Consider the following 17,353-nt stretch of genomic DNA (forward strand, 5'->3'; position numbering starts at 1 on the left):
GAACTGTCCCGATTTTAGACGTTACACGCGATATGTAAACGGAGATTTCTGACCCGATTTTGCGGCCTCCGAATCGGGCATACGCCCACATCGGCCTCTGAAGCGGTTCTCGTTACCAGGTCATGGCGCACCGGTCCTGCAGGACTAAGCCGCGCGGCTGCCCCACTTGGCGGGACATCAACTGACACAACGGTGCCCGCACAGCGCCCTGCGCGGGGACTACGCTTGCCCTATGGAAGGAGGGCTGCACCGTGACTTTCCAACCCCCACCGCCACACGATCCTCGCGATGAATCCCAGCGCCACGCGCCCCGGCCGGAAGCGAATCGCGTCAACTACGCAACCCTGGTCATGGAGCAGACACGTCTGCTCGAAATGATCGCGACGGGTGTCGCGTTGCAGACCTGCCTGTCAGAACTGACCGTTGCCGCCAGCCGCATCGATCCAGCCGTGCGCGCTGGTGTCGTGCTGGCCTCACCCGATCGCACCAGCATCCAGGACCTGCATTCTGCGCGCCTGCCCGAGTCCTTCGGCAAGGCGGTGCACGGCGCCCCCGTGAACGACCTGAAGTTCGGCACATGCGGCACGGCGATTCACACCAACCGGATGACCACCTGTAGCGATATCCAGGCCGACACCCAATGGGCGCCGCCCTGGCGCACGGCCTGTCTGGGCATCGGCTTGAGATCCTGCCTGTCGATGCCCATCGAGGACACCAGCGGCCAAGCGATCGGCTCGTTCTTCCTGGGCTGGCGCAAGGCGCGGGCACCGGATGAACAGGCCAAGAACATCGCGACGTTCGGCGCCTACCTTGCCGGGGTCGCCATCAACAGCGACCAGGCCAAGCGCCGCATGGAAGCCGCCCGAGCCGACCTTCAGGCCGAGATGGCGCGCGCACGGCTGCTGCAGGACATCAGCGTACGGCTGCTGTCGGGCGACAACGAGCAAGGCCTGTACGACGACATCGTCTTTGCCGCGACCGAGATGATGGCATCGAGCAGCGCCGCGCTTCAATTGCTCAGCGCGCAGAACGGCAACGGTGCGGAGCTGCGGCTCCTGGCCTGCAAGGGCTTCGATCCCCGCGGCAGTCCGTTCTGGAACGACACGTCGCTGGACAGCCACTGTCTGTGCAAGGAGGCGCTACGCTCGGCGGCGCGGGTCTCGGTGCCCGACATTTCCCAATGCGCGTTCATGTCGAACGCTGCGGAACAGGATGCGCTCCACACACTGGGCGTGACGGCCGTGCAGGCCACGCCGCTGATCTCGCGCGCGGGCGCGGTGATCGGCATGTTGTCCACGCATTGGCAGGATGCGCACCCCTTGAGCGACCACGACGAACGCCTGCTTGATCTTTTGGTGCGCCAGGCCTGCGATCTCATCGACCACAAGCACACGGAGCTCAAGCTGCTGGAGGCAGACCAGCGCAAGAACGAATTCATGGCGCAGCTGGCGCATGAGTTGCGTAACCCGCTCGCCGCGATCCGCAACGTGACGGACCTGCTGCACAGGCGTTTTGGCGCTGATCCCAACCTGCGCTCGCTTGCCTTGCTGCTGGGCCGCCAGATCAAGCACTTCTCACGGCTCATCGACGATCTGCTCGACGTGGGCCGCGTCGGCCAGGCCAACTTCCTGCTGCAAAAGGAACACGTGATCCTGCAAGACGTCATCAAGAGCGCGATGGAAATGGGCGAGGCCGCGGTGCGCAGCAAGCAGCAAGCGCTGATGCTGTCGATGGACGAACCGGCAATGCCTGTCAATGCCGACCCCGTGCGGCTGGCGCAGGTGTTTGCCAACCTCATCAACAACGCGTCGAAGTTCTCGCCGGTGGAGTCCACGATTGATGTATCGGTGCGTGTGGAACAAGCCGGCGCCACGGCGCAAGTGCGGGTGCGCGATCACGGCATCGGGCTGTCGCGCGAGGACCGCGCCCGGATCTTCGATATGTTCTTTCGCGTGGATCGGGCCAATGCGCAAGGCGGGCTGGGCATCGGGCTGTACCTGGTCAAGCGCCTGGTGGACCTGCACGGCGGGCAGGTCGAAGTCAGCAGCCGCGGCGTGGGCAAAGGGGCGGAGTTCACGGTCACCCTACCGATGGCGCAATCGGAAGCCGCCATGGATGCGAGCGCCTCGCCGGCCAGCGGGCGGACGCACCGGCCACTCAAGATCCTGATCGCGGACGACAACCGGGACGCCCTCGAGACGCTGGCCGAGATCCTGAAGCTGGAAAATCACGACGTGCTGACCGCCCCCGATGGCCAGACGGCCTGGACGCTGGCGTTGGAGCACAAACCCGAGGTCATCATGCTGGACATCAGCATGCCAGGCATGGACGGCTATGCGGTCTGCCGGCGGGTACGCGGCGAAACGTGGGGCAGCGGCGCGCTGATCTTCGCAATGAGCGGCTACGGCGGCCCCCAGGATATCGAGCGCAGCCGCGTCGCGGGCTTCGATCATCATTTCGTCAAACCCGCCGATCTGGGCGAAATGCTGCACTACCTGATGCAGCGCGGGTAAGGCGGTTGCAGATCAGCGCGCATCCACGGCGCCGTCCGTCAACCGCCAGAAGGTTTCGTGCAGCGCCAATTCCGAGGCCGTGCAGTCCAATCCTTTCAACTGCGACGCGTACGCGCCGATGGCGCGCGCCTTGGACGTCGCATCCACCGCCAGATGCGCCGGCGTGGCCGTGACGCCGCGCGCGAGCAACTGTGACAGCCGCGCCTGCACCACGCCACGCAGCTGGCGGTACGGCAGGTCCTCGTAAGCGAACCAGCCAACGCCGGGCAGCGCCTCGCGGATCATCAGCGCTGCATCGCTGACGCGCACGTGATCCGAATGGAACAGGCCCAGCGGCATGACCACGCTCGCAGGCGCGAGGCTCGCCAGCAGGTGGAACAGACGTTCGGTGATCCGAGGCGCATCTTCATCAGGCGTCGCGGTGTACTGGCTATCCAGAAAATCGAGCGCCCGCCCGACTGCGCCCACCATGCCAAGCGCCTCTCTGTCTTCGGCCAGCCGGCACGTCATCGCCGCTTGCGCATTGTCGAAGCCGCAACGCCGGTCCCACTCGGTGCGCAGATGCGGCGTCGGCGCGAGCGCCGTGTACACCGTCACGACGGTGCTGCCCGGGCGCGCGGCCAGCAGGCCCGCGCAACTCAGAACCGCGTCGTCCAGATGGGGCGAGATCACCACCAGGGGGGATGGGGGCAACACAGGGGCGTCAGCCGGGCCCAGCGCTTGCGTGAAGAACATCGATGTCTTGGATCCGCAGCGGATCGCGAGGAAATGAAACCGAGCCCGCAGCAAATGCCATGCCGGACAACAGCCGGGCGCCAGGGTTCTCACGAAGACCTGCGAGCCAGAATCAAGGGGCAAGTTTGCCGCAGGCACGCAATTTGCGACGGGCTGCTCCTGCTGGGCACCGGAATCGTCGACATCCGCGACAGCGTACAGATCGGTCACGTGCCTCTTCGAATCCCGCCGCGCCGGCACGCGGCCTCGAAGCGCATCCGATCCGTATGTTGCGTGCCCCAACAAGACGGAGCTGTATCGGCATGAGAAAAAAAGCAGGGCCGCCTCCCCGTTCCGCTGGCGCGTTGCTCGTCCTGGTGCTGGTCGCCTTTGGCGGCTTCCTGGCCGCGATGCTGTTCTCGCTGCACCTGTCCGTGGAAAAAAGCGATGACATGTCCGCAATGCGCCAGAGCAAGGAGCTGCAACAGGCGATCAGCAACATCCTGGACGATGTGGCACAGGCGCAGGAAGCCGTCGCGATCTGGGACATGCTGGTCGACGAACTGGCCAAGCCCGCGCCCGACCAGGTCTGGCTCGACGACAACGTGGGCGCGTGGCTGCACCGGCTGTTCGAGCAGGATCTGGTGTTTATTCTGGGGCCGGACGACGCCCTGCGCTACGGCAATGTCCACGGCGAAATGATCGACCCGGAGCGCTACGCCGTCTACGAACCCGACATCCGTCCGTTCGTCGCCTTGACGCGCGGCGTGACCACCCGGCCGAACAACGACCACGAACGCCTGCCCGGCCAGCCGCCGTCCGCCGACGCGTCTGCACGCACCACGCGGGCGGCCGTGCACGCCACCGATCTTGCCATCGTCGGGCAAAGGCCGGCGGTCGTGAGCGTCATGCGCGTCGCGCGCTTTTCGCCGGACCTCAATGCGCCGGCCTTCGAGACCCGCAATCTGCTCGTCAGCGTCCGGTTCATCGACGGCAATTTCCTGCATGCGTTTTCGCGCGACAACCTGATCGACGGGCTCCATTACCATGCCACGCGCACGCGCCATGACGGCGTCGACGAACGCGAAATACCCCTGACATCGTCCGATGGCGCCCCGCTGGGCTTCCTGATGTGGCGTCCGGACCTGCCCGGCTCCGAACTCTGGCGCGCCATGCTGCCATCCGTTGCCGCCATGCTGGCCAGCGCGCTGGTCCTGATCGCGTTGCTGGCGCTGCGCACCTATCGCCTGCTGCGCCAGCAACAGGCGCACCTGAGCGCACTACGGACGGCCCATGTCGAACTGAAGGCCAGCGAAGCGCACGCGCAGCATCTCGCCTTTCACGACGTGCTGACCGGACTGCCTAACCGCGCCTATTTCAACACCTGCGTGGACCAGGCGCTGGTCCGCCGCCGGCCCGATGCGTGCTGTGCGGTGCTGCTGCTGGACCTGGACCATTTCAAGCAGGTCAACGACACGTGGGGCCACGCCGCGGGCGACGCGCTCATCGAAGAGTTCGCAAGACGGGTCAAGCTCATCCTCGGGCCGGACGATGCGGTCGCGCGGCTGGGCGGAGACGAGTTCGCCGTGCTGATGCAGAACGCGACCGAAGCTGGCGCGACCGCCCTGCTGCAACGCATTCTCGCGGAGGTGCGCGAGCCCTTCGACCTGCTGGGCGGCCGGGCCTTCGTGGGCGCCAGCATCGGCGCGTCGATGGCCCCGCGTGACGGCACGACGCGCAGCGAGCTGCTGCGCAAGGCCGACATCGCGCTGTATCGCGCGAAAGAGCTGGGCAGGAACCAGTACAGCTTCTTCGCCCCCGACATGGACGACACGCTGAAGGCCAAGGCGGTCATCGAGGAAGACCTGCGCCGCGCGCTGGCCGGCAGCGGCCAGCTCCAGGTCCATTTCCAGCCGCAGATCGACAGCAGCACGCAGCAGCTGGTGGGCGTGGAGGCGCTGGTGCGGTGGAATCATCCGGGCAAGGGCCCTGTGTCGCCGCAGATCTTTGTGCCGGTGGCCGAATCCACGGGGCTGATCGTGCCGCTGGGCGAATGGGTACTGAAGGAAGCCTGCCGCGCCGCGTTGCAATGGCCGGGCCTGTCCATCGCCGTGAACCTGTCGCCCGTGCAGTTTCGCGGCCAAGGATTCGCCGAGCGCGTCATCGACCTGGTGCAACGCGCGGGCGTGGACCCCGCGCAGATCGAACTGGAGGTCACTGAAGGCGTGTTCATTGAAGACGATGGCCGGGTGCAGAAGGCCATCGCCACACTGCGCGCTGCGGGATTCCGGATAGCGCTGGACGATTTTGGAACCGGCTATTCCAGCCTGAGCTACCTGCAGCGGTTCGCGGTCGACAAGATCAAGATCGACCGCAGCTTCGTGGCCAATATTGGCGAAGGCAGCGATTCGACCGCCATCGTGAATGCGGTCGTGATGCTGGGACGGTCAATGGGACTGACGATCAATGCGGAAGGGGTCGAGACTGCCGCACAACGCGATTTCCTGCGCGCTGCGGGCTGCGATGAACTGCAGGGCTTTCTGTTTTCGCGCGCGGTGCCGGAAGCAGAAATTACCGAGTACCTGCGTAAGGCGCGGTCAGTAGCCGGCCGCTGACCCTCGACGCCAAGGGCGCTTGGACCCCAAACGCAAAAACGCCGCTATGAATAGCGGCGTTCACAATGTCCTGCGAATTGGGGTGGTGGGTTGTGCGAGACTCGAACTCGCGACCAACGGATTAAAAGTCCGCTGCTCTACCGACTGAGCTAACAACCCGACCGAAGCCCGAAATTATGGCGGATTTCGATGGGCTTGTCAAAAAATGACAGCCGGTCGTGTTGCAGGCGCGATCTGTCCGCATCCCGCCACCGCAACCCGCCAAGAAAACGGCCGCTCGCGGCGGCCGTCTTCAGAACGCATCCAGCTCCTGGATTACCAGGCAGCGACCACGGCGCCCTTGAACTTGGTCTGGATGAATTCCTTCACAGCGGGGCTGTGATAGATCGAGACCAGCTTGGCGAACTCGGGACGGTCCTTGTCCTTTTCACGCACGACCAGCACGTTGGCGTACGGCGAATCGGGCGATTCCTGGGCGATGGCATCCTTGGTCGGGTTCAGGCCGGCTTCCAACGCGAAGTTGGTGTTCACGGCCGAGGCGTCGGTGTCGTCCAGCGAGCGCGGCAGTTGGGCGGCGTCCAGTTCGATGAAGCGCAGTTTCTTGGGGTTTTCGACTACGTCGATCGGCGTGGCCTTCAGGCCCGCTTCCGGACGCAGCTTGATCAGGCCATTGGCCTGCAGCAGCAGCAGCGCGCGGCCGCCGTTGGTCGGGTCGTTCGGCAGCGCGATGCGGGCGCCTTCCTTCAGTTCGGCCAGCGACTTGATCTTCTTGCTGTAGATGCCGATCGGGAAGATCACGGTCTTGGCGATGCTGACCAGCTTGTAGCCGCGATCAGCGTTGGCGTTGTCCAGGTAGGGCTGGTGCTGGTAGCTGTTCAGGTCCAGGTCGCCCGCGGCGAGCGCCACGTTGGGCTGCACGTAGTCCGAGAACTCGATGACCTGCAGGTTCAGGCCCTGCTTGGCGGCTTCGGCCTTGACCACATCAAAGATCTGGGCGTGCGGGCCGGCGGTGACGCCGACCTTCAGGGGCTTGTCCTGAGCCAGCGCGGGCTGGGCGAAAACGGCGGCGCCCAACGCGAACGCGGCCAGCGACTTCAAAACCTTGATGCTCATGTTGCGATATCCCGATATGACGGAAGTAGGAAAAAACAAAGTGGATCAGCGATGCGACATGCGGCGCACGAAGCGGTCGCCCAGGCTCTGGATGGCCTGCACCAGAACGATCAGCACGATCACGACCGCGGCCATGACGTCGGACTGGAAGCGCTGGTAGCCGTAGCGGATCGCCAGGTCACCCAGGCCGCCGCCGCCGATGGCGCCGGCCATGGCCGAATAGCCGATCAGGCTGACAACGGTCACGATGGTGGCGGCGATGAGGCCCGGCAGGGCTTCGGGCAGCAGCACCTTCATGATGATCTGCATGGGCGACGCACCCATCGCGCGCGCTGCGGTGACCAGACCCGGATCGACTTCGCGCATGGCGTTTTCGGCGATGCGGGCCATGAACGGAATCGCGGCCACGGACAAGGGCACGATGGCGGCAGTGGTGCCGATGGAGGTCTGTGCCACCAGCCGCGTGAACGGGATGATCGCGACCATCAGAATCACGAACGGCACGGAGCGGGTGGCGTTGATGATGGCGCCCAGCACGTGGTTCACGGGCTGGTTTTCAAGCATGTTGCCGCGCGCGGTCACCGTCAGCGTCACGCCGAGCGGAATGCCGATGACCACCGCGATGGCGCTGGCCACGCCCACCATCAGCAGGGTGTCAAGCAGCGACGTAATAAGCAGGTCGATCAGTTGCGGACTCATGAGCTATTTCTTCAACGGTAATGTCACGGGCGTTCAGGGCGGCGATGCCGTCCTTGAGCGCGGCGGGCGCGCCTTGGGCCAGCACGAACATCGTGCCCACGGCCACGCCCTGGATGTCTTCGACGCGCGCCTGCACCAGGCCCACGTCCAGCGCGAACTGCCGGGTCAGGTCGGACAGGAAGGCGCCCGAGGCGTCGGTGCCGGTCAGCGACAGGCGCAGCAGACGCACGGCCTGGCCGGGCTTGGCGGCGGTAAGCGCGCGGATGCGCTCCTGGACGGCGGCCAGCGTGGCGTCGGTCAGTTCCGACGCGGTGGCGGCCGACACCATGTTGCGCGTCACGTCGTGGCGCGGCTGGGCGAACACTTCGCGCGTGCTGCCCACTTCCACGACCTCGCCCTGCGACAGCACGGCGACGCGGTCGCAGACCTCGCGCACGACTTCCATCTGGTGCGTGATCATGACCACGGTCACGCCGGTCTTGCGGTTGATGTCGCGCAGCAGCGCCAGGATGTTGTGCGTGGTTTCCGGGTCCAGCGCGGACGTGGCTTCATCGCTCAGCAGGACGTCCGGATTGTTGGCCAGCGCACGGGCAATGCCGACGCGCTGCTTCTGGCCGCCGCTGATCTGGCTGGGGTAACGGTCCCGCAGATGCTCCAGGCCCACCAGCGCCAGCAGGCGCTCGACGCGCGCCGGAATCTCGGCCTTGGCCACGCCCGCGATTTCCAGCGGCAGGGCCACGTTGCCGTACACCGTGCGGCGCGACAGCAGGTTGAAGCCCTGGAACACCATGCCGATACGGCGGCGCTGTTCTCGCAGTTGCGCTTCGTTAAGGCCCGTCAGGGCCTGGCCGCCGATGGAGATGTTGCCTTGGTTGGGACGTTCCAGCAGGTTGATGCACTGGACCAGCGTGCTTTTACCGGCCCCGCTGGGACCGATGATGCCGAAGACCTCGCCCTGCTCGATGTGCAGGTTGATGCCGCGCAGCGCCTGGAATTCTCCGTGCGGCGTGGCATAGGTCTTGGATAGGTTCTCGATGTGAATCATGGCAAGCGATTTTGTATCTTTTCTCTTCTAAAGAGAACGACCGTTTTTTCCATTTTTAATAACTACAAGTAATATGAGTTGCCGACGCGGCCCCGCTGCGCTTCTCAAAGGACGCGCAAGTGCCCCGACAACGGCGATCCGGCAAAGACACAAAGGGCAGCCGGGAAGGAAAGCCTTCCTGACTGCCCTTTTAATTGGCGGCCGACGGGCGGCCGATCCGGGTTCAGCGAGCGCGCGAAATGCGGACTTCCGCGCCGCGGCGCTTCACTTCCAGGCCTTCGGACGGCGAAATCCGCAGCCCTTCCAGCCCCTTGATGTAGCTCGAGCCCTGCATCTGCATCACGCGGATCTTGTTGCGCATGACGACCGGGTTATGCACCGGCATGCCGAACATCCAGACCTCGTCCAGGATACGGGCAGAGTTGAACTCGCCCGTATGCTGCGCGGCCGGTCCGAGACAGAGCATGTGACCTTCGCGGCCAAACACCGGGAACTGGCCCAGCTCGCAATCGATGGTCCAGGTGGTGCCACCCTCGTAGCGGTGGCCGGTGTTCAGATCCCACCAGGCCTCGCCCTTGGGCAGGTAGACGCGCACCTGATTGCCCGGTTCGGTGACCGGCGCCACCAGCAGGGCCGGACCCAGCAGGTATTGCAGATCCCATTCGTGGGCGTGCGGATCGTTCGGGAACGACAGCGCCATGGAGCGCTGCACCGGCAGGCCGGTACGGGCCGAGTCCTCGATGGCGCCCAGCACATAGGGCACCAGCCGGTAGCGCCACTGCATCCAGGTTTTGGCGTGGGACAGGGTTTCGTCGCCGAAATCCCAGGGCATCAGCCCTTCCACGCCTTGGAACGAGAAATTGGCCGAGAACACGCCGGCGGTCAGCCAGCGCAGGTAAAGCTCGGACGTCATGCCCGAACGATCACGCGCGGCCGAACCGATGTTGTGCACCTGGACGGGCACGCCGCTCGAACCGATCGACAGGGACGTGCGCAGCGTGTGGCGCAGGCCTTCCCAGGTGTTGTCGACCTGGGGCCCCACCTGCCACGGCAAGCGCTGGGCCGCCGGAAAGAGGTCGGCGCTGGGCACCACGCCCTCGGGCGGCACCTTCAGTCCGGCCACCGCGTCGAACAGCGCGCGGCGCACCAGCAAGGGGTACATGGAGCGCAAGGCCGGGCCGGTCTCGCCGTTGCGGGCGGTCACGCCATCGGGGATGGCGATCTGCGCGTCGCAGGCGGGCGCGTCCAGGCCGTCTTCCACCAGTTGGCGGTGACGCTCGACCCACAGGTTGTAGATGTCGCGGTAGGTCAGGTCCAGCAGGCCGTAGGGCTGGCCGGACGTGGCGGCGTTGCCGTCGAACACCTGGGCGGCGCCGTCGTCCTTGGTCAGCAGCCAGCCGCGGTCTTCCAGCTCTTCAAAGAGCGGACTGGTCTTGATGACGCCCGGAAAGCCGGAGGCCGCCACATGCACGTTGTGCTTGTGAAAGAGCGCCAGCATCTGCTTGGCGTCGGGAAAGCGCTGGGCGTCCCATTCGAAAACCGTTTTGTCCGCCTGAAAGCCCCACGCGATCGGCTGGGCCAGCGTCACGGCGTCGACGGGAATCTGGTTCTCGCGCATGCGCGCCACCAGGGCGACCGTCTGCGTCGGCATTTCGCCGGCGGCCTGCTGCAGCCACGCGCCCATTGCCCACAGGACAGGCTGGCCGGCGCGGCCGGTCAGCGCGGTGTATTGATTCAGGATTTCGGCGGGTTCGCCGGCAAAGAGGAACAGGTCCAGCACGGCGTCGTCGACGGTCAGCACATAGGCCGAATCCGCGGGCGCGACGCCCACCGAATGTTCCACGCGGCGCATCGTGTTGGCGTAGACGCCCCAACCGCGCGGGCTCCATGCCAAGGGCAGCGCACGATGCTCGGGGTCGTCGGAGACCACCGATTCCTCGCGGCGGTTCAGGTCCCCGGGCGTTTCGCCCAGGCCGAACACCCGCTCGTCGGCAGCCAGCGTGAAGCCGGCCGTCCAGACAGCGTCATCGGCCTGGTCCAGCGCGTTGTACCCGAATGCGGGCGTATGCGCGGAAACCTCGGATTCGAAGACGCGGTCTTCGTTGCGGTACAGGGCGACGCGCACAGGGTTGGTCTGAATCTCCAGGGCGACGTCGCCCTGTGTGATTCGCCAGCCGTCCCCGCTTTCGCGAGGCGCGATGGTAGCTTCGCCCACCGCCTCCTGGCGTGCGAGCAGCATTTCGGCCACGGCGCGCACGCGCGCGCCGGGCTTGTCATCATTGAAGTGGTTCGCCTCGCCGCAGCGCAGGCGAAAAACTCCAGGCGCATGCGCCTCGACTACCAGGTGCAACCCATCGCCCGCGTCGAAATCGATGCGACTGGGGCGGGACGTCAGCAGCTCGACATTATCGAGCTGGGTAGTATGGGCAAAGTCGAACTTGGGCGGCACAGAGCATCCCCCGGCTTAAGCCAAAAACCATCAAAAGACGCTATTTTGACGGATTTGAGCTTTGAAATAAACTCGATCCCTCTTTTGGACGGTTAATTCATCCAAAAAAGGGGCATGAAGCCCTTGGCCTGCGCCAGGCGCGCAGACGCCGCCGAGTCGCCGAATTGCCGTCCCGAAAGGTCAATTGCGGCCTATTCGCGCCAAATTCCGGCAATTCTTACAATTCTACGCCAGCCCGGCAAAGCCCCCGCCGCGCATTAAATTTTTTTCATCGTGGTGAAACAAGCTGGGCCAGATCGGTCTCCAGCGGCAGCGGTTCGGCCATCAGACGGGCCGCGATCAGGTCTCCCATCAGCGCCGACCACGACAGCCCCCGCGATGCATATCCCGCGGCCAGCCACAGACCCGGGGCATGCGGCAATTCTCCGACCGCGGGCAGACGGCCCGGCAGGACGGCGCGCCACCCAGCCCACCCGGGCAGGCTGCCCGGCACCAGCGCGTCGAATGCCGGAAAACGGCCATCCAGCAGCCCGGCCGCCTTGCCCAGCGTGACGCCCTGCCCTTCGGCGCCCACCACGGCCTCGGCGGCGCCGTGGACATAAGTGCTGCCGACGACGCAGCCCACGCCGATGTCCGGCAACAGATACCCCTCGCCCCCGACGATGCACCGCGGGCCTCCGTCCAGGGCCACGGCCGGGATCAAGGTGACTTCACCGGCCAGCGCGTGCATCTGGGCGACGCGGGGCAGCGGGTCAAGCAGGCCGCTGGCCGCCAGCACCTCGCGCGAACCGGCGGCATTGGCCAGGATCACGGTGTCGGCCCGGGCCAGCTCCGCACCGGACGCGTCCAGCACGCGCCACCCCTGGCCCGCAGACGACACCCGCTCGGCGCGGCCGGGGATCACCACCGCGCCGGACGCGGACAGCAACGCGTCGATCAGCAGCCCCGGCTGCACCAGCATCCCTTGCGAAAAGAACACGCCGCCCCGCGCGACCGGCAGTCCGGCCAGTGCGCTGGCTTCTTCGCGCGACACCTGGCGCACCCAATCCGACGGAAACGCCAGCGCTTCCAGGGTGCCGGCCAGCGTCGCCGACCGGCCCGCGTCCCGCTCGACCTGGACGGTGCCGCACACCCGTGGCGCCGCGCCGCCCGGCAGACCCTGCCAGCGCGCCAGCGCCCGTTCGCTGCCCGCCCGCGACAGCCGCGCCCGTGCGTTGTCATCCCGCGCGACCACCGGTGTAAGCGCCGCGGCCAAGTGGCCGGCATGCGCCGGCGCGCCCAGCGACCGGGCGGCGTCCAATACGGTGACGCGCCAGCCTCGGCCCGCCAGCGCGTGAGCAATGCCCGCACCGGCCAGCCCCGCGCCCACGACCACCGCATGCCGTTCCGATGGGACCGCCGCGGGCAGGGCCGCACTTCCGGCCTGAAGGACCCGCCCCACCGTCATGTGCCATTTGCCCCCATATCCGGGCGCCCGCCGCACGTCGAAGCCGGCATCGGCCAGATTGCGGCGCAGTTCGCCGGTGCAGGCCCACGTGGCGACCGTGGCGTCCGGCGCCGCCAGGCTGGCCAACGCGCGCAACAGCGGCGGCGCCCACATCTCGGGGTTGCGCTCGGGCGCGAAGCCGTCCAGGAAAAACGCGTCCACCCGTGCGCCCAGGCGCGGCGCCAGCACCTGCGCATCGCCAAAGCCCAGCGTCAGCGTGACGGCGCCGTTCTCGAATTCCAGCCGATGCAGTCCCGGCAGCAGCGCCGGCCACTGCGCAGCCAGGGCGCGCGCCAGCCCTGCCAGCGGCTCGGGCGCATGGCGCGCCAGCAGTGCGGCCAGGTCGTCCCGGGAAAATGGGTGCGCTTCCATCGAGACGACGTGCAAAGCCGCAGACCGTTGCGGATCGTCCCGCCACGCTTTCCACAGCGCCAGGAAGTTCAGCCCCAATCCAAAGCCCGTCTCGCAGACGGTGAACGAGGCGCGCCCCCGCCAGCGCTCCGGCAGTCCGTTGCCGCGCAGGAAGACGTGCTCGGCCTGGCCCAGCGCCCCCGACGGCGAGTGATAGACATCGCCATAGACGGAACTGACCAGCCTGCCGTCGGCATCGACATCAACCTTTGCGGGAACCAGCGGAACGTAAGTCACAGACATCCAGCCCAATAAATACAAACACGATGAAGCGCGAATTATCGGGCCGCCGGCCGATTCGCGTTGGATGCGCACCACGCGGCCCAATGGATTAGTCCGTTTGCCACGGGTTTGACGCATGGACGGGCTTACACTGGGCCAATGGATACCTACGATCAGCCCCAATCGCTGGCTTCGCCCATCGACCTGTGCGCCGCGATCGACGCGGCGGTCACGGCCGCCCATGCCGGCGCAGCCATCCTGCAATCCTACGCGCACCACCGCGCCGATCTCGTGATCGATCGCAAGGCCCGCAACGATCTCGTATCGCAGGCGGACCGCGAGGCGGAGGCCGCGATCATCCAGGAATTGAAGGCCCGCACGCCCAGGTTCGGCATCGTCGCCGAAGAAACGGGCGGCAAGGCGCAAGGCGCGGCCACTTGGTACATCGACCCGCTCGATGGCACGACCAACTTCCTGCACGACATCCCGCACTACGCCGTGTCCATCGCCCTGATCGCGCACGCGGGCACGTCGATGTCGGCCAACGAAACCCTGGCCGTGGACACGCCGGTCATCGGCGTGGTCTACGACCCCTGCCGCGAAGAACTGTTCACGGGCGTGTACGGCGTGGGCGCATGGCTGAATGGCCGGCGGATCTCATGCTCGCGCACGCAGACGATCGAAGACGCCGTGCTGGCCACGGGCTTCCCGTTCCGCGACTTCTCATTTGCCGCGCAGTACATGCCAATGTTGCATGACGCCATCAACCGGTCTCGCGGCGTGCGCCGCATGGGCGCCGCCGCGCTGGACCTGGCCTGGACCGCCTGCGGCCGATACGACGGCTATTGGGAAATGGGCCTGGCGCCCTGGGACGTGGCTGCGGGCACGCTGATCCTGCGCGAAGCGGGCGGTGTCTGCACCGACATGCACAAGCAGGATCCCTGGCCGATCGGCGGGCGCGTCGTGGCGGGCAATCCGGCCATCGAACGCGCGCTGCATGAAATGATTGCCCCGCATCTGAACAAGCAGGGCTGAAACGCAAACCGCAGGCAGCCAAACGGCGGCCTGAACGACAGAGGCCGCCTGCGCGGCCTCTGTCGCTTTACGCGGACGTCTTGGCGGATGCCGCAGCGGCCTGCGCGTCCGGCCGCAGCTCGCGGCGCAGTATCTTGCCCACGTTGCTCTTGGGCAGTTCGTCGCGGAACTCCACGAAGCGCGGGCGCTTGTAGCCCGTCAGCTTGTCCTTGCACCACTGCTGCACCTGTTCTTCGGTCAGCGCCGGGTCCTTCTTCACGACGAACACCTTGACTGCCTCGCCGGAGTGCTCATCGGGCACCCCGATCGCCGCGCACTCCAGCACGCCGGGATGCTGCGCGACCGCCGCCTCCACTTCGTTCGGATAGACCTTGAATCCGGACACCGCAATCATGTCCTTCTTGCGGTCCACGATGCGCGTGTAGCCCTGTTCGTCCATGATGCCGATGTCGCCGGTACGGAAGTAGCCGTCGGCCGTCATCGAATCGCGCGTTTCATCAGGCTTGCGCCAGTACCCCAGCATGACCTGCGGCCCGCGGATGCCGACTTCGCCGCGTTCGCCAAGCGGCACCTCGTTGCCGGCATCGTCCAGAATCGCCACATCCGTCGACGGCAACGGCAGCCCGATCGAACCGGAATACGCCGTCGCGTTGGTGGGATTGACCGTTGCCACCGGCGACGTCTCGGACAGGCCGTAGCCTTCGATCAGCGGCCGCCCGGTAATCTTCAGCCAGCGTTCGGCCACCTGCTGCTGCACGGCCATTCCGCCGCCCAGCGTCAGCCGCAGGCCGGAAAAATCCAGCTTCGCAAAGTCTTCGTTGTGCGCCAGCGCGTTGAACAGCGTATTGACGCCCGGAAACAGATTGACCGGCGTCTTGCGCCATGCGTTGATCAGCGACGGCTGATCGCGCGGATTGATGATGAGCACGTTGCGCATGCCCGCATGCAGGGCATACAGACCGCAGACCGTCATGGCGAACACGTGATACAGCGGCAGCGCGCTGATGATGGTGAGCTGCTGGTCCGCCAGGTCATGCACGACCGGCTGCGCCACCGCTTCGGTCTGCAGCACGTTGGCCACCAGATTGCGGTGCGACAGCATCGCGCCCTTGGGCACACCCGTGGTGCCACCCGTGTATTGCAGCACCGCCACGTCGTCCATGGAAATGGACGGCGGATTGAACGGCAGGTGCGCGCCTTCATGCAGCAGCTTGGGCAGCGCGTGCGCGCCGTCGATGTGCCACGCACGCACGATCTTCTTGATGTAGCGCGCGGCCAGGTTGACCAGCGGCGCCTTCAGGCCGCCAAGCAGATCGCCCGGGCCGGTCACGACGATGTGCTTGAGGTCGCCGCGATTGGAGACCTGCTGCAAGGTATGCGCGAAGTTTTCCAGGATGACGATGACGGACGCGCCGCTGTCCAGCAATTGCCGCTGCAGTTCGTCAGCGGTATAGAGCGGATTGACGTTCACCACGGTCATGCCCGCGCGCAGCGATCCCAGCATGCACACCAGATACGCCGGCACGTTGGGCATCATCAGCGCCACGCGCGCGCCCTTTTCGAGGTTCAGGCCCTGCAGCCATGCTGCAAACGCGCGTGCCTGCCCGTCCAACTGCGCATAGGTGATGTTGCTGCCCATCGCCGTGCAGGCGATGCGTGATGCGTAACGCTTGCAGGCCCGGTCCAGCAAGTCGGTGAGCGAGGAATAATCCTCGGTGGAGATCTCCGCAGGAACGCCTTGGGGATACTGAGCAAGCCACGGACGCGTCATGGTATTTGTCTCCATTAAATTGATTTTTGAATGATGATACCCTTTGTCCGTTCCCCATATTCCGCCCGAGTTCCCTCATGAAACTCCTTGAACCCATCGTTGCCTGGCACCAGGATATTTCCAAGATCCGACGCGATATCCACGCGCATCCCGAACTGGCCTTCGAAGAGTTCCGCACCGCCGACGTGGTGGCGGCCAAGCTCGAGGAATGGGGCATCGAGATCCATCGCGGATTGGGCGGAACTGGCGTCGTCGGCATCATCCGCGGCAACCAGCCCGGCGATCGCGCCGTGGGCCTGCGCGCCGACATGGACGCGCTGCCGATGCAAGAGGTCAACACCTTCGCGCATGCCAGCCAGAACGAAGGCAAGATGCACGCCTGCGGCCACGATGGCCACACCGCCATGCTGCTGGCCGCGTCCCAATACCTGGCCGCGAACCGCGATTTCGCGGGCACGGTCTATGTCATCTTCCAGCCCGCCGAGGAAGGCGGCGGCGGCGCCAAGCGCATGATCGACGACGGCCTCTTCACGCAATTCCCGATGGAAGCAGTATTCGGCATGCACAACTGGCCCGGCATGAAACCCGGCCAGTTCGGTCTGACGCCCGGCCCCATCATGGCCTCCAGCAACGAATTCTCGATCGTCATCAAGGGCAAGGGCACGCACGCCGGCATGCCTCACCTTGGCATCGACCCCGTCATGGCCGCGGTGCAGATGGCGCAATCGCTGCAGACCATCGTCACGCGCAACCGCAATCCGCTGGATGCCGCGGTGCTCAGCATCACGCAGATCCACGCGGGCAGCGCGGATAACGTCGTGCCCAACCACGCCGAATTGCGCGGCACGGTGCGCACGTTCACGCTGGACGTGCTGGACCTGATCGAACGCCGTATGGAAGAGATCGCCCGCCATACCAGTGCGGCGATGGACTGCGAAGTCGAATTCACGTTCCAGCGCAACTATCCGCCCACCATCAACCACGCCGACGAAGCCGCGTTCTGCGCCGACGTATTGCGCGACATCGTCGGCGCGGACAACGTCAACGCCAACGTGCAGCCGACCATGGGCGCGGAAGATTTCGCCTTCATGCTGCAGGAACTGCCGGGCTGTTACGTGTGGATTGGCAACGGCACTGGCGAGCACCGCGACAGCGGCCACGGACTGGGCCCTTGCATGCTGCACAACGGCAGCTACGACTTCAACGACGATCTGCTGCCGCTGGGCGGCACGTACTGGGTGCAGCTCGCGCTCAAGCGCCTGGCCAAGGCCTGAACGGCC

At 65.9% G+C, this 17,353-nt stretch carries 11 protein-coding genes and 1 tRNA gene; 4 read left to right on the forward strand and 8 right to left on the reverse strand.

The features are described 5' to 3' along the window. The first annotated feature begins 251 nt into the window (after positions 1-251). Complete coding sequence (locus KW836_RS24450) at positions 252-2,513, forward strand: ATP-binding protein (protein WP_218345020.1); 2,262 nt, start codon at positions 252-254, stop codon at positions 2,511-2,513. A 12-nt stretch (positions 2,514-2,525) separates the two neighbouring features. Here KW836_RS24450 and KW836_RS24455 read toward each other — a convergent pair whose 3' ends face one another. Next, on the reverse strand, positions 2,526-3,458 hold the full coding sequence (locus KW836_RS24455) for a PIG-L deacetylase family protein (RefSeq protein ID WP_370633073.1): 933 nt from the start codon (positions 3,456-3,458) through the stop codon (positions 2,526-2,528). A 92-nt stretch (positions 3,459-3,550) separates the two neighbouring features. Here KW836_RS24455 and KW836_RS24460 point away from each other — a divergent pair, with 92 nt between their 5' ends. Continuing rightward, positions 3,551-5,842: a bifunctional diguanylate cyclase/phosphodiesterase gene (locus KW836_RS24460; protein WP_218345021.1), complete on the forward strand. Its 2,292-nt coding sequence runs from the start codon at positions 3,551-3,553 to the stop codon at positions 5,840-5,842. 83 nt (positions 5,843-5,925) lie between these two features. On the opposite strand, the gene KW836_RS24465 is transcribed toward KW836_RS24460, so the two are convergent. The 6 genes from KW836_RS24465 to mnmD all read right to left on the reverse strand — a co-directional run bounded on the left by KW836_RS24465 (position 5,926) and on the right by mnmD (position 13,288). Next, positions 5,926-6,001, reverse strand: a tRNA-Lys gene (locus tag KW836_RS24465). A gap of 156 nt (positions 6,002-6,157) precedes the next feature. Further along, the gene (locus KW836_RS24470; protein ID WP_218345022.1) at positions 6,158-6,955 is read right to left on the reverse strand and encodes a MetQ/NlpA family ABC transporter substrate-binding protein; all 798 of its coding nucleotides are present in this window, start codon (positions 6,953-6,955) and stop codon (positions 6,158-6,160) included. 45 nt (positions 6,956-7,000) lie between these two features. Further along, positions 7,001-7,654: a methionine ABC transporter permease gene (locus tag KW836_RS24475; RefSeq protein WP_105237380.1), complete on the reverse strand. Its 654-nt coding sequence runs from the start codon at positions 7,652-7,654 to the stop codon at positions 7,001-7,003. Further along, positions 7,611-8,699, reverse strand: a complete 1,089-nt coding sequence (locus KW836_RS24480) for a methionine ABC transporter ATP-binding protein (RefSeq protein WP_175125598.1) — start codon at positions 8,697-8,699, stop codon at positions 7,611-7,613. Before KW836_RS24480 ends, KW836_RS24475 begins: the two co-directional genes overlap by 44 nt. Positions 8,700-8,922: 223 nt before the next feature. Beyond that, entirely contained in the window at positions 8,923-11,148 is a 2,226-nt protein-coding gene (locus KW836_RS24485; protein WP_175125599.1) for a glycoside hydrolase family 31 protein, read from the reverse strand. Positions 11,149-11,416: 268 nt separating this feature from the next. Continuing rightward, complete coding sequence (mnmD, locus tag KW836_RS24490) at positions 11,417-13,288, reverse strand: tRNA (5-methylaminomethyl-2-thiouridine)(34)-methyltransferase MnmD (RefSeq protein WP_218345023.1); 1,872 nt, start codon at positions 13,286-13,288, stop codon at positions 11,417-11,419. Between the two features lie 138 nt (positions 13,289-13,426). Here mnmD and KW836_RS24495 point away from each other — a divergent pair, with 138 nt between their 5' ends. Then, positions 13,427-14,302 (forward strand): inositol monophosphatase family protein, encoded by an 876-nt coding sequence (locus tag KW836_RS24495; protein ID WP_175139407.1) that lies wholly within the window; start codon positions 13,427-13,429, stop codon positions 14,300-14,302. A 67-nt stretch (positions 14,303-14,369) separates the two neighbouring features. Here KW836_RS24495 and KW836_RS24500 read toward each other — a convergent pair whose 3' ends face one another. Beyond that, positions 14,370-16,073: an AMP-binding protein gene (locus KW836_RS24500; RefSeq protein ID WP_218345024.1), complete on the reverse strand. Its 1,704-nt coding sequence runs from the start codon at positions 16,071-16,073 to the stop codon at positions 14,370-14,372. A 77-nt stretch (positions 16,074-16,150) separates the two neighbouring features. Here KW836_RS24500 and KW836_RS24505 point away from each other — a divergent pair, with 77 nt between their 5' ends. Next, positions 16,151-17,347, forward strand: a complete 1,197-nt coding sequence (locus KW836_RS24505; protein WP_175125608.1) for a M20 aminoacylase family protein — start codon at positions 16,151-16,153, stop codon at positions 17,345-17,347. Positions 17,348-17,353 lie beyond the last annotated feature (6 nt).

The organism is Achromobacter sp. ACM05 (genome assembly GCF_019218915.1).
GTDB lineage: Bacteria > Pseudomonadota > Gammaproteobacteria > Burkholderiales > Burkholderiaceae_B > Achromobacter > Achromobacter animicus.